This is a genomic window from Streptomyces cyaneofuscatus (assembly GCF_000718135.1).
GTDB lineage: Bacteria > Actinomycetota > Actinomycetes > Streptomycetales > Streptomycetaceae > Streptomyces > Streptomyces cyaneofuscatus.
In genome coordinates, this window is sequence record NZ_JOEM01000023.1 from 42,223 (window position 1) to 62,359 (window position 20,137).

Sequence of the window (20,137 nt, forward strand, 5' to 3'; positions counted from 1 at the left end):
CACGTGACCGACCTCAACGCCTTCCCGGCCGACTTCACCTGGGGCGTCGCCACCGCCTCGTACCAGATCGAGGGAGCCGTGGCCGAGGACGGCCGCTCCCCCTCCATCTGGGACACGTTCTCGCACACCCCCGGCAAGATAGACGGCGGGGACACGGGTGACATCGCCTGTGACCACTACCACCGGGCCCCCGAGGACATCGGCCTGATCAAGCAGGTCGGCGCGGACGCCTACCGGTTCTCGATCGCCTGGCCGCGGGTCGTGCCGGGTGGCGACGGACCCGTCAACAAGGCGGGCCTGGACTTCTACGACCGGCTGGTGGACGGGCTCCTGGAGGCCGGGGTCACCCCGTTCGCCACGCTCTACCACTGGGACCTGCCGCAGGTGCTCCAGGACCGGGGCGGCTGGACCGTGCGGGAGACCTCCGAGCACTTCGCCGCGTACGCCTCCCACGTCGTCGAGCGGATCGGCGACCGGGTCAAGGACTGGGCGACGCTCAACGAGCCGCTCTGCTCGGCGTGGATCGGGCACCTGGAGGGCCGGATGGCCCCGGGCCTCACCGACCTCACGGCCGCCGTACGGGCCTCGTACCACCTGCACCTGGGCCACGGCCTGGCCGTGCAGGCGATCCGCGCCGCCGCCTCGGACGCCCGGGTCGGCATCGTGAACAACCTCAGCCCGATCGTGCCGGCGAGCACGAGCGAGGCCGACCTGGCCGCGGCCCGCCGCGCGGACGGACACATCAACCGCTGGTGGCTGGACCCGGTCCTCGGGCGCGGCTACCCGCAGGACATGGTCGAGACGTACGGCGTCGAACTCCCGGTGCGACCGGGCGACCTGGAGACCATCGCGGCACCGCTGGACTGGCTGGGGCTCAATTACTACTTCCGCCAGATCGTCACCGCCGATCCGTCCGGCCCGGCGCCGGGGTTCACCCAGGTCCCGGTGGCCGACGCACGCCACACCTACATGGACTGGGAGGTGTACGCGGACGGGCTGGAGCAGTTGCTGCTGCGTTTGACCGAGGAGTACGGCGTGCAGCGCATCTACGTCACCGAGAACGGTTCGGCCTACCAGGACACCGTCGCGGCGGACGGCTCGGTCCACGACCCGGAGCGCGTGGCGTACCTGGAGGAGCACCTCGCCGCCTGCGCCCGCGCGGTCGCCAAGGGCGCGCCGCTGGCCGGGTACTTCGCCTGGTCGCTGCTGGACAACTTCGAGTGGGCGTACGGCTACGACAAGCGGTTCGGCCTGGTGCACGTGGACTACGCGACCCAGCGCCGTACGGTCAAGAGCAGCGGCCGCCGGTACGCGGAGCTGATCCGGGAACACGCGGGGCGCCGCGCGGGGCTGCTCGCCTGAGCTTCTCTTCGTTGCCTACGGGCTCCCGGCCGTGGTGGTACGCCGCCACGGCCGGGAGTTGTTTCACGTGGCGAGGAGGACCTCCCGCAGGCGGGCTGCGAACGCCCGGGGGGCCTCGGTGAGGCCGATGTGCCCGCCGGGGAACTCCGCCACCCCGGCGCCCACGCGCCGGGCCAGCCCTTCGGCCGCGACGGCGGGCAGGAGGGCGCGGGAGTCCCGGCCTACGCCGACGACCAGGCGCGCGGCGGCGGTCTTGAGCACCACGAGGTCGGGGACGTAACCGCTGAAGGGGCAGAGCACGTGCTCCAGGAAGACGGGCAGGTTGGCGTGCATCCGGCGGAAGGTGGCGGCCTGTTCCGGGGTGGGGGTGGGGGCCTGGTCCTCCGGGCCCGATGAGGCCCCCTCCTCCGGCGCGAGCCCCGCCGCCATCGTGGCCATCGCCGCCGCCACCCCGTCCCGCCGGAAGGCCTCCCGTACGGCCGCGAAGAGCACGCGTCCCGCCTCCGGGTCGGGCAGCAGCGCGACCACGGGCGGTTCGTGGGCGACGACCCGGCTCAGCCGGGCGGGGTGGCGGGCCAGGGCGGCCAGCGCGACGACGGCGCTCGAACTGGAGCCGAAGAGCGCGGCCGGAGCTCCGTCCGGTGACAGCAGGTCGATCAGCCGGACGATGTCATCGGCGTGCGTCGCGGGCGACTGGTCCGTCACCGGCCCGTCCAGCGCGCTGCGCGAGTAGCCCCGCGGGTCGAAAGTGGCCACCGTCCAGCGGTCCGCCAGATCCGCCGCGATCGCGTCGTAGATCCCCGCGTCGGCGCTTCCGCCGGGCATCATCACCAGCAACGGCCCCTCGCCGCGCACCTCGTGGTGGAGGGTGGCGCCGTCCACCGTGAGCAGGCCCGTACGTACGGCCGTCCTGTCGGTCATCGTCTTCTCCGTCCGGCGGAAGGCAGTGATCTTGTCGTAGCCGGAAGAGGTCACCGTACAAAGGGGAAGGCCGTGGCGGCCACGGATTTCCGTGGCCGCCACGGCCTGTCCCACCGCACCGGCAGCGGGGAGAAACGGTGCGGCAGGTCGTCGTGGAGTCCGGCGGGATCAGCTGCGGTAGACGCCGAACTCGTAGAGCGAGTTGCCCCACGGGGTGCCGCGCTCCGAGGTGGTCACACGGACGTAGCGGCCGTTCCCGGCGACGTCGATGTCGTCGATGCCGCCGTTGCCCGCGGTCTCGGTGTGGACGGTGGTCCAGTCGTCGCCGTTGTCCGATGTCTGGACGGTGTAGCCCTTGGCGTAGGCGGCCTCCCAGGCCAGCTGGACGTGGTCGAAGGAGGTGGTGGAGCCCAGGTCGACCTGGATCCACTGCTGGTCGGCCCACTCACTGGCCCAGCGGGTGTCGAAGGACCCGTCGACGGCGTTGGCCGCCGGGCAGGGGCAGCCGGTGCTGTCCGCCTGGAAGGTCGAGGCCGTGGCGGTCCTGCCGAGCGCCAGGTTGTCCCCGTCGACCTGCGGCGGCACCACCTTGAAGGACGTGGTCTCGATGCCGACGTTGCCATGGCCGTCAGTGGACTTTAGGTAGACCTTCCAGACGCCGAGCCGGTCCGGGGCGGTCACGTCGAAGGTGCCGTCGCCGCGGTCGGTGAACTCCGCCTCCGTCAAGCTGCCGTTGTCGTCGACGTACTTGGAACTGAACAGCACCTGGTGGCTGAGGGCGTCGCCGTCCGGATCGGTGACGGAGGCGCTCACCCGGAAGGTCCGCCCGGCCGGCACGGCGGAGGCGTTGTCGACGGTGAACCCGCTGATGACGGGCGGGGTGTTGTCACCGGAGGTGGAGGCACCGTACGCCTCCTTCACCGCGTAGTACGAGAGCCGCTTCTGGCCGGCGGGGAGCAGGTTGAACCAGACGCCCCCGAAGTCGTACTCGGTGCCGTAATGGAAGAGCGTCGCCCCGAGCGAGACGCCCGGGTGGTCCTGGACGCAGTCCCAGGCGCTCTTGTACCCCGCCGCCTTCTCCACGTCGGTGGGCTCCTCCGGTACGCCGTTGGCGTCGTCCGGCACCTCCCACTCGCCGACCGGGCCGCCCTCGGTGACGATGTAGGGCTTGTCGTACCCGCCCTGCTCCCAGGTGGAGCGGATGTCGCAGACGGCGTCGTAGGAGTTCACGGCGTAGAGGTCGAGGTCGGGCGCGTTCTTCTTGTAGTACGGCCAGGCCCCGGTCCAGGCGTCGGTGGAGGTGACCGGGTGGTTCGGGTCGACGTCGTGGATCTTCCTGGCGATCTCGTTGACGAAGGAGGTGTACGCGTCGCGCTGCTGCTCCAGGGCCTCGCCGCTGTAGCAGTTCTGCAGGCCGAGCACCGACTCGTTGCCGACGTTCCACATGAGGACGCCCTCATGGTCCTTGTAGGTCTCCACCCACTTCGGGAACTCGGCGAGCATGTCGTTCTTGTACGCGGTGTCCGTCAGGTAGTTCACACAGCCGCCGCTGCCGGGGCCGCCGCCGGGCTGGAGCCAGAAGCCGGCGATCACCTTGATGCCGTTGGCCGCCGCGGTGTCCAGGAGGGGTTTCGTGGTGGCGTCGGTGCCCCAGGTGCGGATCGTGTTGACACCCATCGACTTCACATCGGGCATGTACCGCTCGGCGTCCGCGACGGACGGGCCCCAGGTCAGGCCCTTCACGGTGTACGGCGAACCGTCCACGGTCAGCTGCCAGTCGCCCTGCGAGCCGGTCACTTCGACCACGCTGCCCGCCGCGTGGGCGGCGGGCGCCGGAAGGGCGGCCACGGCCCCGGCCAGGAGAGCGGCTGCGGCGAGGCGTGCGGTGGCCCGGCGCCGTGCGCGGGGTGACCGTCGGAGAGGGGGGAGGTTCATGGGGGGAGTGCTCCTCAGTGGGGAAGGGGCCGGGGGGAAGGGGCCCGGGGGAAGGGAGAGCGCTCTCCCCCGTAGGCAGGGTGCGCCCACGGGGAAGAGCGCTCAAGGGTCCGCCAGGCGGTCCCTCCGCGGTCAGGGCAGCTCGTAGTTCTCGTCCAGAGCGGCACCCCGGCCGGGGTTGTTCTCGTCGTAGCCACGGGCGTTGCACTGGAGGCCGCCGACGACACAGTGGTCGACCAGGGCCTTCAGCGTGGCGTCGTCCCAGGCGTTGAAGAAGTCGTAGTGGAAGGAGTGGCCGGTCCCGCTGGCCAGTCTCACCTGCGACATGTCTCCGTTGACCGGCCACGCCATCTTGAACTCGATCATCGGCAGGGCGACCGGGTGGCTCGCCGGGCAGACGTCCTGATTGGCCCCCGTCACGATCGGATAGGCCATGTGGGCCTTGTGGTCGGGGGTGTCCAGGTACTTCCCGTCCCAGCAACTGGGCGCCTGCATACGCAGGTTCAGCTGGGTGTCCGGGCTGGTGGGGCAGGCCGCCGGGAAGTCGTAGTTGTGGTAGCTCTCACCGCACTCGTACCCCTCGACCATGCCGGGGTGGTCGCGGAACTGCTCCTTGGTCTGGGTCGGGCTGCCGACGACGAACCGCAGCCCCTTGGGGAAGGGCCGGACCGTGCGGTAGTCGGTGACCCCGGCCTTGTAGTAGATGACCTGCGGTCCGGTCGGGCGGATCTCCTGGTTCCCGTTGTAGAGGGTCGGCATCCAGTACGCGGAGAGGTCACCCGGCGCCACGCAGGCCGTACCGCCCGCGCTCAGCGAGGCGGTGGTGCTGCCGGCGTTGGTGGTGTCGTTCCCCATGAACGTGTGGTCGTGCGACGCGCCGGCCTGGCCCGGGTAGACGATCGGGTCGTCCGGGGCGGTGTGGGTGACCGAACAGTTCGCCTGGAACTCGTGGAAGTAGCGGTGCGGGGGTATCTCCCGGGACGGTTCCACCCCGGTGACCGGCGGATTCGCCGGAATGTACCCGTCGCCGTCGGGGTCGTCCCCGAAGGCGGCGGGCTTGGCGGCCGGCATCGTGTGACCCTGCATCACGTGGGACGCCGCAGCGGGCTGATCGGCCGCGGACCGGGTGGCGGCGGCCGTGGTGGCCCCGGCGTTCGTGATCGCGGTCAGCCCCAGGGCCACCAGGGCCAGGGCGGTCGCCACGATCAGCGTGGACACCAGGGTCGTTCTGTTGAGTCTTGTCGCCATGCGGACCTCCATGCCGCTCTGCATCCATGCACATCGGGTGCACGGTGGGGGGAGAGTTGAGCTGGTGGTACAGCCGGGAAGGGCCACCGCCCCAGGGCGTCCACGAGGCCGGAAAGCGGCCGGAGACTGTCTGGGAGAGCGCTCTCCAAGGCGCTGTCAGTGTTGCGTCGAGGCTGAGAGGGTGTCAATAGCCTGTGAACGATGCGCCGCGCAAAGGGCGTTGAGGTAACGGGCCAATGCGACGGCGGGTGCCGAATCGCCCGGGAGGCGGAGGCGAGGCGGGTATGCGTACGGGCGGCCACCGGCACACGGAAGCGGCCCCACCCGTGAGCGGGGCCGCTCGGACACCTGTCGTACGCGTTCACCTCGTCCACGGGAGCCGGGCGTGCGGCTCCCCCGGATCAGGCGGTGTGCAGCCTCAGCCCGTAGCGGTTGAGGATCTCGTTGATCGGCTGGTACCAGGTCTCACCGCCGCTGGAGCAGTTGCCCCAGCCGCCGGAGGTGACGCCCTGGGCCTGGTCGCCGCTGATGAACGACCCACCGGAGTCGCCGCCCTGGGCGCAGACGCTGGTCTTGGTCATCTGGTGCACGGCGCCCTGGCTGTAGTTGACGGTCTCGTTCTTGGCGAGGACCCGGCCGCAGTGCCAGCGGGTGGTGGAGCCGGAGCGGCAGATCGAGGCGCCGATCGGGGCCTCGTTCGAGCCGCGCACCAGCTGGTCCGGGACGGTGCCCCAGCCGAGGACGACGGGGACGGTCCACCAGCCGCTGCCGACGTTCACCCAGGCGTAGTCGTCGCCGGGGAACGACGAGCCCTGGAAGTTGCCGATGTAGGAGTTGTCCCAGCCGCGGACCTGCTGTCCGGTGCCCCCGCAGTGCCCGGCGGTGACGAAGCCGCCGTGGACCGAGAAGCCGATCGAGCAGCGGACGTTGCCGGTGTAGTACGGGTCGCCGCCGACGGTCCCGGCGGCGAAGGTCTGCGGGGCCTCGGCCGTCCGCTCCACCGTGACGGGCCCGGCCTTGCGGGCCTTGGCGACGAAGGCGCGGACATCGTTGTCACCCTGCGCGGAGTCGACGACGTTCACGACGACGCGGCTGGTGGCGGGGTCGACGCGCCAACTGGCCACCCCGTCGGGCGCGCTCAGGGCGTCGATGCGCTTCATGGTGGCGTCGAGCTGGGCGGCCGAGTGCTCGACGATCCGGGCCTGCGCGCCGGCGGCCCGTACGGCACCGGCCTTGCCGGCGTCGGTGACCGCCACGGTGAGCTTGCCGGTCGCGGAGTCGAACCACGACCCGCCGTAGGCCGAGCCCGCGGCGCGCTGCGCCTTCGGCTCCAGGGCCGTCGCCGCCTTCTCCTGCGCCAGCCGCGTACGGGCCTGGCCCTCGGTCAGGCCGAGGTCACGCTGCATGGCGGAGAGCAGGGCGGCGGAGGCGGGGAGCTCCGCGAAGTCGGTGGGGGCGGCGGATGCGGCCGACGGGCCGACGGCGGTCCAGGCACCGAGGACCAGGAGCGCGGACAGACCGGTCCGCAGGGCGGTTGCGTGTCTCAAGGGAGTGACCCTTCCTGTTGTTCCAGCGACGTGGGGGTGGAACGGGATCCATCCGGGAGCACATCGGATCGAGCTTTTGAGAGCGCTCTCAGATGCGTCGTCCCGGACTGTAGCGGAGTTCTATAGTCAGGTCCATGCCAATGACGGGAGGTGGTGCGGAGGGGTTTGAGTAGGCGTACTCATCCGGCCTCACGGCTTCCGGTCCTACTGTCACAGGAACACAGGGCAGCACCACCCCGAGGAGCAGACCATGGCTGGATCACACCGCAGGCAGTGGAGAGCCGCCGCCACCTGCGTACTGGCAGGTTCGCTGGTGGCCCTGGTCGGGGCCTGCGGGGTGGTCACCACCAAGGAGGACCGCCGGGCAGCGGAGGAAGTGGCCGACAAGCACTTCCCCGGCCAGATCAAGGCGATCGGGGCACGCACACTCTTCCCGGGCACCGGAGGCTCGGAGGTCACCTTCGCCGTGGCCGACGACCGGGACGCCGTGGTCCGGCTGCGCATCGACGCGGACAAGGGCACCTGCGACAGCAAGGAGTGCGCCGGGGTCCTCACGGAGGCGGTGGCGCGCGGACGGGCGGACGCGGCCGCGTACCGCACCCTGCGGGACGCGTTCGACGCATGCGGCTACGAGGTCATCGCCCTCGGCCCCACCGGGACGCCGCCTTACGTGGTGGCCGAACTGACCAACGCCACCGTGCAGCGGGTGCTCGCCGACATCGGGGGCTGCGTCCAGCGCTGGGTCACGGCGAGCGGAGCCGACACTCCGCTCGCGAAGGCAAAGGCCTCGTACGTGAACGTGGTCTCCCCCGCCGTCGCCGAGAAGCGCAACCGGGGCAAGGACTCCTGGCCCACCCTGCTGCGCCTGACCCGTAGCAACCTGGTCGCCTCGCTCACCAAGCACACCTACTACTCGGCCAGTTACGACATCGTGGACGGGCGGGTGGACACAACAGGCAGCGCCCGGGTGGTGCGGCCGTTCAAGGAGAGCCAGGCGTTCGGGAAGACGGTCCAGGACGCCGTACGGGAGGAGCTGCGCGCCACCTACCCGAACGTGGTCATGAGCGACTATCAGTGGGTCTGGCGCCTGGAGCCGGGCCGGACCGACCGGCAGACCGGCTATCTGCTCTTCTGCCCCGAGCCGGGCGAGCGGGGACGCTGCGTCAACAGCGACGACGCGGTCCTGGTCACGGCCGACGAGCGCGGCAACCCGGTGGGGAAGATCCGCATCGTGCACGACGTGCGCGAGGGTACGGGGGCGCTGCGGCTGCCGCCGTACTGAGCCGCGTCAGGGTGCCAGCAGGGGCAGCCCCGCCGCAGCCCACAGATCACGGAACGCGTCGGTCTCCCGGGCTTCCTCCCCGGCCGTACGCCACACCCGCACCGCACTTCCTTCTCCGCCGCCGTCCAGCGGGGCCCAGCCCGGATCTCCGTGGGCGGCGAAGGCGGCCCAGGCGCCGGTCATGCGGTGCGCCAGCTCGTGGTCGGCCGGGCCGGGCGGGCCGCCCATCAGGAAGTGGAGGCTCTCCTCGTGGAGGTTCCCGAAGGCGAAGGGGATGTCCGCGCAGTGCCACTCCCGGACCCGCCCGCCGTCGCCGCCGTCCCCAGCGTCCCCGCCGCTCCGGCGGTCGAAGCGGGAGAGGTAGGTCCGTCCGCCGGCCCGGGCGTGGGCCTCGGCGAGCCGGCTGCTGTATTCGGCGAAGAGGAGGTCTCCGTACAGGGCGAGATAGACGTCGAGGACGGGAGCGGCGTCCGGCAGACGGTCGCGGTAGGCGTCGACGAGCTGCGGTGGCAGGCCGAAGTCTGCGGCGAACGTGTGGAGTTGCTGTTCCGTGGTCACCTTGGCGCTGCTGCCCACGGCGTCGAGGAGCCAGTACTCCTCCGTCGTGTGGCAGACCAGCAGCTCCACGTCCGCGCCGGCTCCGGCCCCGGCGGCCCGCGCCTCCAGCGGGTCGCAGGGCAGCAGGTCCCCGTCGGCGACGGGTCCGTAGATCGCCGGATCGTAGTGGCGCTGCCCGGAGCCGGGGTCCTGCCGGTACCGCTCGACGACCCGGTCGGACGCGCTCACCAGCGTCTGCGGTGATGCGGCGAGCAGCCCCGCGCGGGTGGCGGGCACCCCGGCCGCCGCCGCGACCTCGGCGGTGGTGCGGGCCGCCTGTCCGACCGTGGCGCAGGCGTTGACGGCGCTGTGCAGGATGGCCCGGTGGAACAGGCCGCGCGCCCGGTCGGCTGCCATCAGGCAGGCCACGGAGGTGGCCCCCGAGGACTGTCCGGCCAGGGTGACGCGCCCGGGTGAGCCACCGAAAACGGCAATGGTGTCCCGTACCCATTCCAGGGCGGCGATCTGGTCGAGCAGCCCGCGGTTGTCGGGGCAGGCGGGCCCCTCGCCGCCGGCGGGAACATGGCCGAACCCCTCGAAGCCGAGGCGGTGGTTGAGCGTGACGACGACGAGCCCCCGGGCGGCGAGGGCGGTGCCGTCGAAGTCGGGCTGGGCGGAGGAGCCGAAGACGTACGCGCCGCCGTGGATCCAGACGAACACGGGCAGGTCTCCGGGGCCGTCGGCCGGTGCCCAGATGTTCAGCGTGAGGATGTCCTCGTCCCCGGGCGACCAGGCCGGGGAGCCGGGCAGTTCGGCGGACTGGGGCGCCACGGGACCGTACGCGGTGCACTCCCGTACGCCGTCCCAGGGCTGCGCCGGACGCGGCTCCCGGAACCGGTCGGCGCCGAACGGCGGTGCGGCGTAAGGGAGTCCGCGTACGGTCACGATCCCCGGGTCCCGCTCGGAGCGCCGCCCTCGTACTCGTCCCGCCCGCGTGGTGAACACATCCACGGCTGCCGCTCCCCCGCCCTGCTCCGCCCGACCACCCGCCCGGCGTTCGGGCGTGCGGTGGGCAGGATGTCAGCCGGGACGCCCCTCGCGCCAACGCCTTTTCGCAGGTGGGCGGGGTGGGTCCGGGAATCGGTCGCCTACTGGCCGATCAGTTCGCGCACCGTCGCCATGTCGCTGAAGGGCAGCAGTTCGTCACCGACGATCTGGTGGGGCTCGCTGCCCTTGCCCGCGATGAGCACGACGTCGGCCGGTCCCGCCGAGGCGAGGGCGGAGGCGATGGCCGCACGGCGGTCCGTGAACCGTTCGAACGGCGTTCCGGTCGCCGCGATGCCGGGCGCGATCTGGTCGAGGATCGCCTCGGGGTCCTCGTACCGGGGATTGTCCGAGGTGAGCACGCACAGGTCCGAGTGGGTACCGGCGATGGTGCCCATCTCGGCGCGCTTGGTGGTGTCGCGGTCGCCGCCGCAGCCGAAGACGGTGATGACCCGGCCCTCGGCGAAGCCGCGGATCGTGGTCAGGACCTTGTTGAGGGAGTCCGGCGAGTGGGCGTAGTCCACAATCACCGAGGTGCCCTCGGGGGTGTGGAGGCGCTCGAAGCGGCCGGGGATCTGCGGCATGCGCTCCAGCGCGTCGACGAGTCCGGCCAGGCCGTGGCCGAGCAGGTGGCAGGCGGCCACCGTCGCGAGGGCGTTGGAGACCGAGAACCGGCCCGGGGACGGGATCGCCGCCGGGTACTTCCGGCCGTCGTGGTGCAGGGTGAACCGCGTCCCCGAGGCGTCCACCGACAGGTCGGTGGCGCGGTAGTCCGCCGGGCCGTCCAGGGCGTACGTGGTCACCGCGTCGGGCATCAGCTCCCGGATGCCGGCGCCGACCGGGTCGTCCGCGTTGATGACCGCGCGCCGGCAGAGCCCCTGGAAGAGGCGGAGTTTGGCATCGCGGTAGTGCTCCATGGTGCCGTGGTCGTCGAGGTGGTCCTGCGACAGGTTGGTGAAGACGCCCACGTCGATGAAGGTCCGGTCCAGACGGTGCGTCAGCAGGCCCATCGAGGTGGCCTCCAGGACGACGCTGCCGGCCGCGCTGTCGCGCATACGGCTCAGCAGGTACTGGAGGTCGGGCGATTCGGGGGTGGAGAGCGCGGAGGGCGGCATCGGGATCGGTTCGTCCCCGATCCGGCTCCCCGCCGTGCCGATCACCCCGACCCGGGCGCCCTCGGCGAGCCGCAGCACCGACTCGACCATGTACGAGACGGAGGTCTTGCCGTTGGTCCCGGTGATCGCGACCAGGTCCATCGCACGGCCCGGCTCACCGAAGTAGCGCGAGGCGATGACGGCGGCGGCCTTGCGGGCGTCCGGCACCCGGATCGCGCACACGTCGCCCGCCGCCGCGGGGAGAGGTGGTGCCTGGGCGTCGACGACGACGGCTGCCGCGCCGCGCGCGACGGCCGGTGCGACGGCGTCCGGACCGCCGGCCGCGTGGTCGGGTACCGCGACGAAGACGGAGCCGGGCGTGACCCGGTCCGCGTCGTACGTCGTGCCGGCGGTGATCCTGGTGCGCTCGGGGCTTCCCTGCAGCACGTGGTGGTCCTGCCCGGCCAGTAGGTCGCTCAGCTTCACGATGGTCCCTTCGAGTGCGGCTCGGCGCGTCTCTGCGGCCGTCGCCGGTCAGCGGCACGGGCGGGTGCGCCTGTGCCGCGTGATGCGTGATGCGTGATGCGTGACGTGTCGGATGTTGCGTTACGTGGTGGGTGTTGCGTTACGTACGCGCGCGCCGGGGGCGGCGGCTCTCCGGCGCGGAGAGGCCGGATTCGTTCGTGGGAGGGGCGGCGGACCGGGGCGTCCCCTTGCCCGGATCCGCGGACGCCGAAGGCCGCTAGCCGTGGCCGTGCAGCGCGGTACGGCCCGTTCCGGGAGCCGCGTCGGCGGGTGCCGGTGCGGCGGCGGGGACCGCGACCGGGGGCAGCGCGGAGGGGGCCCGGTGCGGGCACTTCCCCAGTTCGGCGCTACGACCCATGAGCCGAGTGTACGTCCGCCCCGGCCTGTCCCGGCCCGCCCTGAGCAGGCCGGGACATGTCAGAGCCCGATCTTCCCTTTGCGGGCGGAGCGGGACCGGAGTGGAATTGCGTACAGGGGACAGTGGTTCTCCCGAGGAAAGGATGCGCGCCATGAGCGACACCGACTGGGGGGACGACGTCTACCAGCCTCAGGAGCAGGAGGCTGCCGACCCCGATGAACAGCTCGGCTCCGAGGACACGCTGCTGGACCCCTCCGGCACCGGCGATCCGCTCGACGAGGGCTATTCACCGCCGGACCGCCCCTGGGTGGTCGAAGGCCTCGGCACCACGGCTGCCGAGAGCCTCACGGGTGAGTCGCTCGAAACCCGGCTGACCAGGGAGGTTCCCGAGACTCCCGGTTTCACCGGCGACGGTGTAGGAGACCTGGCGGGCGGGGACGGCGAGCTCTGGGACGGCAAGGTCGGCGTCGCCCGTGCCGGGCGGCTGACCCAGCAGGCGGACGGCACTGTCCCGGCCACCCTCACCGCCAGCGATGTGGGCATCGACGGCGCGGCGGCGTCGGCCGAGGAAGCCGCGATGCACGTGATCCCCGAGGAGGGGGACGACGAGAGCCTTCTGGACGGTTCGCTGCCCGACGGCGCGCTCGTCGACGGTGCCGCCGAGGACGGCGCTCCTGTTGACAGCTCCCCCGTAGAGGGCTCTGTCGGGGGCTCCGCCGAAGGCGCGTGAACGCCGCCGTCCCCCGTCCCGTACTCCCCTGACCGAACGCCCCCCCCGGAATCGCAGGAGCACACAGATGACCGGCACTGCCCAGATCGGCGTCACCGGACTCGCGGTGATGGGCCGCAACCTGGCCCGGAACTTCGCCCGCAACGGCTTCACCGTCGCGGTGCACAACCGCACGGCCTCCCGGACCGACGCCCTCGTGAAGGAGTTCGGTGACGAGGGCACGTTCGTCGCCGCGCACACCCCTGAGGAGTTCGTCGCGGCTCTGGAACACCCCCGCCGACTGGTGATCATGGTGAAGGCCGGGGATCCGACGGACGCGGTGATCCAGGAGTTCGCGCCGCTGCTGGAGGACGGCGACGTCATCATCGACGGTGGCAACGCCCACTTCGAGGACACCCGCCGCCGGGAGAAGGAGTTGCGGGAACGCGGGATCCACTTCGTCGGGGCGGGCGTCTCCGGCGGGGAGGAGGGCGCGCTCCACGGCCCGAGCATCATGCCGGGCGGATCGGCCGAGTCGTACGCGTCGCTGGGCCCGATGCTGGAGAAGATCGCCGCGAAGGCGAAGGACGGCACCCCGTGCACCGCGCACATCGGCCCCGACGGGGCCGGGCACTTCGTGAAGATGGTGCACAACGGCATCGAGTACGCGGACATGCAGCTGATCGCCGAGGCGTACGACCTTCTGCGCCGGATCGCCGGGTACTCCCCCGCGCAGATCGCCGACACCTTCCGGAGCTGGAACACCGGCCGGCTGGACTCGTACCTCATCGAGATCACCGCCGAGGTCCTCGCCCATACGGACGCGGCCACCGGCAAGCCGTTCGTCGACGTCGTGCAGGACCGCGCGGAGCAGAAGGGCACCGGGCGGTGGACGGTGCAGATCGCGCTCGACCTGGGCGTTCCCGTCTCCGGGATCGCCGAGGCGGTCTTCGCGCGTTCCCTCTCCGGCCACGCGGACCTGCGCGAGGCGTCACGGGAGCTGCCGGGGCCGGTGGCGAAGCCGCTGGAGGGGGCGGACGCGTCGGCGTTCGCGGACCGGGTCGAGCAGGCCCTGTACGCCTCGAAGGTCGTCTCGTACACGCAGGGCTTCCACCAGATCCGGGCCGGCAGCGAGGCGTACGACTGGGACATCGACCTCGGTTCGGTGGCGGCGATCTGGCGGGCGGGCTGCATCATCCGGGCCGCATTCCTGGACCGTATCCGGGCCGCCTACGACTCCCGGCCGGAGCTGGTGAGCCTGCTGTCGGACGAGGAGTTCGGGCGGGAGATCGGGGCCGCGCAGGACGACTGGCGGGCGGTGGTGGCGGAGGCGGCGCGCCAGGGCGTGCCGACGCCCGGTTTCGCCGCCGCGCTGTCCTACTACGACGGGTTGCGCGCGGACCGGCTGCCGGCGGCGCTCACGCAGGGGCAGCGGGACTTCTTCGGGGCGCACACCTACCGGCGTACGGACCGGGAGGGGTCGTTCCACACGCTGTGGGGCGGGGACCGGTCCGAGGTCGCGGCGGGCTGAGGCGTACGCACCCGGGGTGGTCCGGCCGGGTCACCCCGGGTGCGGCTGTCCGCGGGGCATGGCTTAGTGGGCTGCGAGCCCTGCACAAGCGATCTCACGCGATCGCACGTGATCTCACGCGATCCACCCGATCCCTGGAGTGCCGCGCATGTCCGCAGCCGTCCCCGACCCCGTCTCCGTCCAGCCCGTCGTGGCCCCGCTGACCAATGCGGCGCTGTTCCTGGTCGGGACGGTCGAGCCCGGCGGTGAGGACGCCGTACGGGAGGTGCTGCCGGACCTGGTGGCCGTCGCCCGGTCCCTCGGCTTCCGCTACCCGGACGCCGGTCTCGCCTGCGTGACGGGGTTCGGCTCCGCCGTCTGGGACCGTCTGTTCGGCGGGGGGCGTCCCGCGCACCTCCACCCGTTCCAGGAGCTGCGGGGCCGGCTCCACCACGCCCCGGCGACCCCGGGCGATGTGCTGCTGCACATCCGGGCCGAGCGGATGGACGTCTGTTACGAGTGGGCGGCACAGCTGCTCACCAAGCTCGGCGGGGCGCTGCGGATCGTGGACGAGACGCACGGCTTCCGCTATCTCGACCACCGGGATCTGCTGGGCTTCGTGGACGGTACGGAGAATCCGGTGGGCGACGACGCCCGCTCGGCGGCGCTGGTCGGCGCGGAGGACGATCCGGAGTTCGAGGGCGGCAGTTACGTCGTCGTACAGAAGTATCTGCACGACCTGACGTCCTGGAACGCTCTCTCCGTGGAGGAGCAGGAGCGCGTCATCGGGCGCACGAAACTCGACGACGTGGAGTTCCCCGACGACGAGAAGCCCGCCGACTCCCATCTCGCGCTCAACACGGTCACCGACCCGGACGGCACCGAACGCGACATCCTGCGGGCGAACATGCCGTTCGGGAACTTCGGTCAGGGCGAGTTCGGCACGTACTTCATCGGGTACGCGGCCGACCCCGACGTCACCGAACGCATGCTCCGCAACATGTTCCTCGGCGATCCGCCCGGCACGCACGACCGCATCCTCGACTTCTCCACGGCGGTCACCGGAGGCCTCTTCTTCGCCCCGCGCGCCGAATTCCTCGACGACCCGCCGCCCCCGCCCGCCCTGGTCCGCGCCGAGGACCGGCCGGAACCGGTGTCCGCACCGGCCCGGCAGGACCCCGTCGCGGCCGGATCAGCCGGATCGGCCGGGTCGGCCGGGTCGGCCGGGTCGGCCGGGTCGGCCGGGTCGGCCGGGTCGGACCACGGTTCGCTGCGCATCGGCAGCCTGCAAGAAAGCGCCCAGTGATGAACAATCTGCACCGCGAACTCGCACCGGTCACCCCCGCCGCCTGGGACGAGATCGAGGAGGAGGCCCGGCGTACGTTCCGCCGCCATGTCGCGGGCCGCCGCGTCGTCGACGTCTCCGATCCGGACGGCCCGACGCTGGCCGCGGTCGGCGACGGCCATCTGCGCGACATCGACCCGCCGACGCCGGACGTGGTGGCCCGGGCGCGTACGTCGATGCCGGTCATCGAGTGGCGGGTCCCGTTCACGGTGAGCAGGCAGGCGGTGGACGACGTGGAGCGCGGCTCCGCCGACAGCGACTGGCAACCCGTCAAGGACGCGGCGCGCACCTGTGCGTTCGCGGAGGACATGGCGGTCATCGACGGGTACGCGGCGGCCGGGATCACCGGTCTGCGGGACGGCTCCTCGCACGACCCGCTGCCGCTGCCCGCCGACGCCCGGGACTATCCGGTGGCGGTCAGCCAGGCGGTGACACGGCTGCGGCTGGCCGGTGTCGAGGGGCCGTACCGGCTGCTGCTCGGCGCGGACGCGTTCACGGAGGCCGCCGAGATGTCGGACCACGGCTTTCCGGTCAAGACCCACCTGGCCCGTATCGTGGACGACGAGATCCTGTGGGCGCCCGCCGTCAAGGGCGGGGTGCTGCTGTCGACCCGGGGCGGCGACTTCGAACTCTGCCTGGGTCAGGACCTGTCGATCGGGTACGCGGACCATGACGCCACCGGCATCCACCTCTACTTCCAGCAGGCGTTCACGTTCCGGATGCTGACGCCGGAGGCGGTGGTGGGGCTCATCGCCTGAGGTCCAGCCGCTTTCGCCGAAGACCTGTGGGGGGAGCCATCACCGACTCCGGCCGTACGACAAAGACACCCACACCACCTACACCGCCTTTCGCGCGCCCCGCCGTCCGCTTCGACGCGGCCGTCCGGGCGGCCGTCGGCCAAGGCCTGCTGAGCGAGTCCCGCCCGGTGGCCGGGTTCGTCGACACGGACGGGGTGCGCTCGTCCGTCGCCGAGCTGCGGGCGGCGTTCGCGCACAGCCCCGGGGTGCTGCACACCTTCGCGGCCAAGGCCTCCTCCCTCGTCCCGGTCCTGCGGCTGCTCGCCGACTGCGGGATGGGGTGCGAGGTGGCGAGCCCGGGTGAGCTGCGGCTCGCCGTCGAGGCCGGTTTCGCTCCGGGGACGATCGTCCTGGACTCCCCCGCCAAGACCCGCGAGGAGATCCGGCTGGCGCTCGCCCTCGGGGTGGCCGTCAACGCCGACAGCATCGACGAACTCCGCCGCATCGACACACTGCGGCACCGCGACGCCCCCTCCGTCCTCGGACTGCGGGTCAACCCGCAGGTGGGCGGCGGGGCGATCGGCCCGATGTCCACGGCGACGGACACCTCGAAGTTCGGGGTGGCGCTCCGTGATCCGGGCGCCCGCGAGGCGGTCGTACGGGCCTTCGAGGCGCGCCCGTGGCTGACCCGCCTGCACGCCCATGTCGGCTCCCAGGGCTGCCCGTTGGAGCTGATCGCGGCGGGCGTGGCGCAGACGTACGAACTGGCCGAGGAGATCAACGAACGCCTCGGCACCCGGCAGGTGACCAGCCTGGACATCGGCGGCGGGCTGCCGGTCAACTTCACGGACGACACCACGCACCCGACGTACGCGGCGTACGTGGACGCGCTGACGGCGGCGGCCCCGGGCCTGTTCTCCGGCCGGTACGCGCTGGTCACCGAGTTCGGCCGGTCGCTGCTCGCGAAGAACGGCTTCATCGGGGCGCGGGTGGAGTACACGAAGGACGCCGGCGGACGCCGGATCGCGCTCACCCACGCGGGGGCGCAGACCGCCACCCGTACCGTCTTCATGCCCGACTCCTGGCCGCTGCGGGTCGGGGCGTTCACGGAGGACGGCTCGCCGAAAAGCGGACGGCCGCTGGCACAGGACATCGCGGGGCCGTGCTGCTTCGCGGGCGATGTGGTGGCGCACGGCCGCGAGCTGCCGGAGCTGGCCGAGGGCGATTTCGTCGTCCTGTACGACACGGGGGCGTACTACTTCTCCACCCCGTGGGCGTACAACAGCCTGCCGCGCCCGGCGGTGTACGGCTTCCGCTCGACGGCGCCGGAGGGCGAGGTGGTGTTCGCGACGGTACGGGAGGCCCAGACGATGGACGCGATCGCCGCGGAGAGCGGCCTGGCACACGCGGACGCGCTGACGGGGCTGGGCTGAGTGGGGGCTCCGTACACACGGAGCCCCCAGGCCACTCCTCTACGACCCGGCGGGCTCGGGCTGCGGCTCCGGGTCCGGTACGGGGTCGGGGCCGGGCGCCGGAGGCTGCGGAATCGGGTCCGGGGCCGGGCCGGGCGGCACCGGGGCGGGCCCCGGCGGCACGGGCGGCGGGCTCGGCACGGGGGTGGGCGGACCCGGCACGGGCGGAGGCGTCGGCGACGGCGGTACGGGGTCGGGGTACGGGTGGGTCATTTCGATCCTCCACAACGGCACGAAACGGACAGATGGAGCTTTCCTCCACCGTCTCCCGGTGCGGCTGCCCGCGCCTGCCGAGTCCACACGTAAGCCGGGTGAGGGAGTACGGGTTCCGGGTCCGTCGAGGTGGGCCACGCGGATATCCTGCTGCGGCAGTTGCAGGTGACGGGGACGAAAGACACCCGGGTTCGACCGGAGGTGTGAGGCTGCGGCCCCACCGGACCGACAGGAAGGCGTCCTCCATGTCCCTGCCGAGCGTGCTCGCCGTCCACGCCCACCCGGACGACGAGTCCCTCTTCTCGGGCGGCGTACTGGCCCGGCACGCGGCGGCCGGCGCGCGGACCGCTGTGGTCACCGCGACCTGGGTGGAGGGAAGCCACCGGGCCGCCGAGCTCGCCCGGGCCCTGGAGATTCTGGGCGCGGGCGCGCCCCGGCTGCTCGGCTACGCGGACGCACGCGTACCGGAGTCGGCCCCGGGGCGGCCCCGGTTCCTGGACGCGTCGCTGGACGAGGCGGTGGGCGCCGTGGTGGGCCACATCCGTGCCGTACGGCCGCAGGTCGTGATCGCCCCGGATCCCTACGGCGGCATGACCGGCCACCCCGACCATGTACACGCCCACCGGGTCACCGCCCTGGCAGTCCGGGCGGCGGGGCTCGCCCGGCTCTTCCCCGAAGCCGGTGAACCGTGGCAGCCGAGCGCCCTCTACCTGGCCACGCACCCGCGTTCGGCCGCAGAGGAGGTGGGCAGGCGCCTGGGCCGGCCGGGCACGCCCACCGACGCGTTCTACGTCTCGGACGACTCGTGGATCACCACGACGGTGGATGTCGCGCCCTGGCTCCCGCAGAAGCTCGCAGCGATCCTCGCCCACCGCAGCGAGGTGGAACGAGGCGCCGCGCCCGGCCGGATCGCCGCTCTGCCTCCGTAGGTTCAGCACCAGGTGCTGAGCACCGAGTGGTACATCCGCCAGGACCTCGCACCCCGGGGAGCGGCGGACACGTCGCTGTCCGCGTGAGGCGGCGGACGCCCAGGCGGTCTCGGGCGGCCACCACCCCCTCAGAACAGTTCGGGATGGTCCTTGAGCTGCCGCTCCGCCTCCCGTACGAGCTCCTCCGGAGCCGCGGGTGCCTCGTCAGGGTGGCGTTGCGCCCACTTCGCCGCGTACGGGCACAGGGGCACGACGGGGACACCCTCCTCGGCGGCGATGGCGTAGAACCTCCGGACGAGGGCCCCGGCGATGCCCTTGCCCTCGTGCTCGGGGCGGACCACCGTATGGACGGCCACGAGCGCGCCCGGGGCGGGCTCCATGACGAAGTACGCGATGGTCCCGGCGGTCTTCCCGTCCTCGAAGGCCGTGAGCGTGCCGCGCTCCCGGTCGTCGCTGATCTCTACAGCAGCGTTCTCCGCCATGGGCTTCAGCTCTCCTCGTTCCGTGGGTACGGACGGCCGGTTCAGCCGCCCGCGACGACCGCCTGCGGGCTCCGCTCCGTACGGGTCCCGGGCACCGGGGCCGACGCGTCGGTGCCGAGCGCCACGATCCGGTTGTCCGCGTCGACATGGACGACCTTCGGGGTGAACGCGCGGGCCTCGGCGTCCTCGACCTGTGCGTAGCTGATCAGGATGACCAGGTCACCGGGGTGCACGAGGTGTGCGGCGGCGCCGTTGATCCCGATGACACCGGAGCCGCGCTCGCCCTCGATGACGTACGTCTCCAGGCGGGCGCCGTTGTCGATGTCAACGATATGGACCAGCTCGCCGGGCAGCAGGTCGGCGGCGTCCATCAGGTCGGCGTCGATCGTCACGGAGCCGACGTAGTGCAGGTCGGCCTGGGTGACGGTGGCCCGGTGGATCTTGGACTTGAACATGGTGCGTATCATCGGAGTACTCCAGGATTCAAGGCTCCCTGCCTGCGTTTTTGCAAGTCAAGGGCTGTTTCTTCACCCTACAACGAGTCGCATGTCAGGGCAGCTCTCTCCAGGGTTTCAGGACTCACGCTGACCTCTTGCCGACGTTCCTGACGCTTCGCCAGGTGGTGCCGAGAGGGCCCGCCCCCGCTGCCGAGCCCCACCGCGACGACTGTGCAAGCCTACGCAGATCTCCCCTGCGGTCATCCGTGACCACTGTCACCCTCACAACGGTTGCATGCCTCCAAAACTCCTGGCAGGACAGTGCAGGCATACGGGAGCTCGATGCGGCACGGTCATCAGCAGCGGATCGCGGGCAGCCAAGCCGCCGATTCCCACGACCATGGATACGGCCCACCCGACGGCTCTTCGGAGCAGCGCGGAGCGGGCGTC

At 71.9% G+C, this 20,137-nt stretch carries 17 protein-coding genes and 1 pseudogene; 8 read left to right on the forward strand and 10 right to left on the reverse strand.

Annotated elements, in window-relative coordinates:
* Window positions 1-3: 3 nt before the first annotated feature.
* On the forward strand, window positions 4-1,362 hold the full coding sequence (locus IF17_RS0130415) for a GH1 family beta-glucosidase (RefSeq protein ID WP_030572798.1): 1,359 nt from the start codon (window positions 4-6) through the stop codon (window positions 1,360-1,362).
* Window positions 1,363-1,425: 63 nt separating this feature from the next.
* On the opposite strand, the gene IF17_RS0130420 is transcribed toward IF17_RS0130415, so the two are convergent.
* From IF17_RS0130420 to IF17_RS0130435, 4 genes are all read right to left on the reverse strand, one after another.
* Window positions 1,426-2,283 carry an alpha/beta fold hydrolase gene (locus tag IF17_RS0130420; RefSeq protein WP_030572801.1) on the reverse strand — a complete coding sequence of 286 codons (858 nt, stop codon included), beginning with the start codon at window positions 2,281-2,283 and terminating at the stop codon, window positions 1,426-1,428.
* Window positions 2,284-2,451: 168 nt separating this feature from the next.
* Window positions 2,452-4,218, reverse strand: a complete 1,767-nt coding sequence (locus IF17_RS0130425; RefSeq protein ID WP_030572804.1) for a discoidin domain-containing protein — start codon at window positions 4,216-4,218, stop codon at window positions 2,452-2,454.
* Window positions 4,219-4,350: 132 nt separating this feature from the next.
* Entirely contained in the window at window positions 4,351-5,466 is a 1,116-nt protein-coding gene (locus IF17_RS0130430) for a DUF1996 domain-containing protein (protein ID WP_030572807.1), read from the reverse strand.
* Window positions 5,467-5,867: 401 nt separating this feature from the next.
* Window positions 5,868-7,013, reverse strand: coding sequence for an alpha-lytic protease prodomain-containing protein (locus IF17_RS0130435; protein ID WP_030572810.1), 1,146 nt, complete (start codon window positions 7,011-7,013; stop codon window positions 5,868-5,870).
* A gap of 250 nt (window positions 7,014-7,263) precedes the next feature.
* Here IF17_RS0130435 and IF17_RS0130440 point away from each other — a divergent pair, with 250 nt between their 5' ends.
* On the forward strand, window positions 7,264-8,295 hold the full coding sequence (locus IF17_RS0130440) for an SCO7460 family lipoprotein (RefSeq protein ID WP_030572813.1): 1,032 nt from the start codon (window positions 7,264-7,266) through the stop codon (window positions 8,293-8,295).
* Between the two features lie 6 nt (window positions 8,296-8,301).
* Here IF17_RS0130440 and IF17_RS0130445 read toward each other — a convergent pair whose 3' ends face one another.
* The 3 genes from IF17_RS0130445 to IF17_RS1000000139080 form a co-directional block, all read right to left on the reverse strand.
* A complete protein-coding gene (locus tag IF17_RS0130445) occupies window positions 8,302-9,843 on the reverse strand; it encodes a carboxylesterase/lipase family protein (RefSeq protein ID WP_030572816.1) in 1,542 nt (513 codons plus the stop codon).
* Between the two features lie 137 nt (window positions 9,844-9,980).
* Window positions 9,981-11,456: a UDP-N-acetylmuramoyl-L-alanyl-D-glutamate--2,6-diaminopimelate ligase gene (locus tag IF17_RS0130450; RefSeq protein ID WP_030572820.1), complete on the reverse strand. Its 1,476-nt coding sequence runs from the start codon at window positions 11,454-11,456 to the stop codon at window positions 9,981-9,983.
* 256 nt (window positions 11,457-11,712) lie between these two features.
* The gene (locus IF17_RS1000000139080) at window positions 11,713-11,853 is read right to left on the reverse strand and encodes a hypothetical protein (RefSeq protein WP_157851185.1); all 141 of its coding nucleotides are present in this window, start codon (window positions 11,851-11,853) and stop codon (window positions 11,713-11,715) included.
* Window positions 11,854-12,004: 151 nt separating this feature from the next.
* On the opposite strand from IF17_RS1000000139080, the gene IF17_RS0130455 reads away from it, so the two are divergent.
* The 5 genes from IF17_RS0130455 (at window position 12,005) to IF17_RS0130475 (ending at window position 17,587) form a co-directional block, all read left to right on the forward strand.
* Window positions 12,005-12,583, forward strand: a complete 579-nt coding sequence (locus IF17_RS0130455; RefSeq protein ID WP_030572824.1) for a DUF5709 domain-containing protein — start codon at window positions 12,005-12,007, stop codon at window positions 12,581-12,583.
* A 67-nt stretch (window positions 12,584-12,650) separates the two neighbouring features.
* Window positions 12,651-14,093, forward strand: a complete 1,443-nt coding sequence (gndA, locus tag IF17_RS0130460; protein ID WP_030572826.1) for an NADP-dependent phosphogluconate dehydrogenase — start codon at window positions 12,651-12,653, stop codon at window positions 14,091-14,093.
* Window positions 14,094-14,241: 148 nt separating this feature from the next.
* Complete coding sequence (locus IF17_RS0130465) at window positions 14,242-15,378, forward strand: Dyp-type peroxidase (RefSeq protein WP_030572830.1); 1,137 nt, start codon at window positions 14,242-14,244, stop codon at window positions 15,376-15,378.
* On the forward strand, window positions 15,378-16,175 hold the full coding sequence (locus IF17_RS0130470) for a family 1 encapsulin nanocompartment shell protein (RefSeq protein ID WP_030572833.1): 798 nt from the start codon (window positions 15,378-15,380) through the stop codon (window positions 16,173-16,175). The genes IF17_RS0130465 and IF17_RS0130470 overlap by 1 nt, the downstream gene beginning before the upstream one ends.
* Window positions 16,176-16,201: 26 nt before the next feature.
* A complete protein-coding gene (locus IF17_RS0130475; RefSeq protein ID WP_030572846.1) occupies window positions 16,202-17,587 on the forward strand; it encodes a type III PLP-dependent enzyme domain-containing protein in 1,386 nt (461 codons plus the stop codon).
* Window positions 17,588-17,626: 39 nt separating this feature from the next.
* Here the strand turns inward: IF17_RS0130475 and IF17_RS1000000138140 are convergent, their stop codons facing one another.
* Window positions 17,627-17,839, reverse strand: coding sequence for a hypothetical protein (locus IF17_RS1000000138140; protein WP_053558226.1), 213 nt, complete (start codon window positions 17,837-17,839; stop codon window positions 17,627-17,629).
* A 245-nt stretch (window positions 17,840-18,084) separates the two neighbouring features.
* Between IF17_RS1000000138140 and IF17_RS01000000136755 the strand changes: the two are divergent.
* A pseudogene (locus IF17_RS01000000136755) lies at window positions 18,085-18,855 on the forward strand (PIG-L family deacetylase).
* Window positions 18,856-18,896: 41 nt separating this feature from the next.
* On the opposite strand, the gene IF17_RS0130485 reads toward IF17_RS01000000136755, so the two are convergent.
* A complete protein-coding gene (locus IF17_RS0130485) occupies window positions 18,897-19,250 on the reverse strand; it encodes a GNAT family N-acetyltransferase (RefSeq protein WP_030572848.1) in 354 nt (117 codons plus the stop codon).
* Between the two features lie 41 nt (window positions 19,251-19,291).
* The gene (panD, locus tag IF17_RS0130490) at window positions 19,292-19,717 is read right to left on the reverse strand and encodes an aspartate 1-decarboxylase (RefSeq protein ID WP_030572850.1); all 426 of its coding nucleotides are present in this window, start codon (window positions 19,715-19,717) and stop codon (window positions 19,292-19,294) included.
* Window positions 19,718-20,137: the final 420 nt, after the last annotated feature.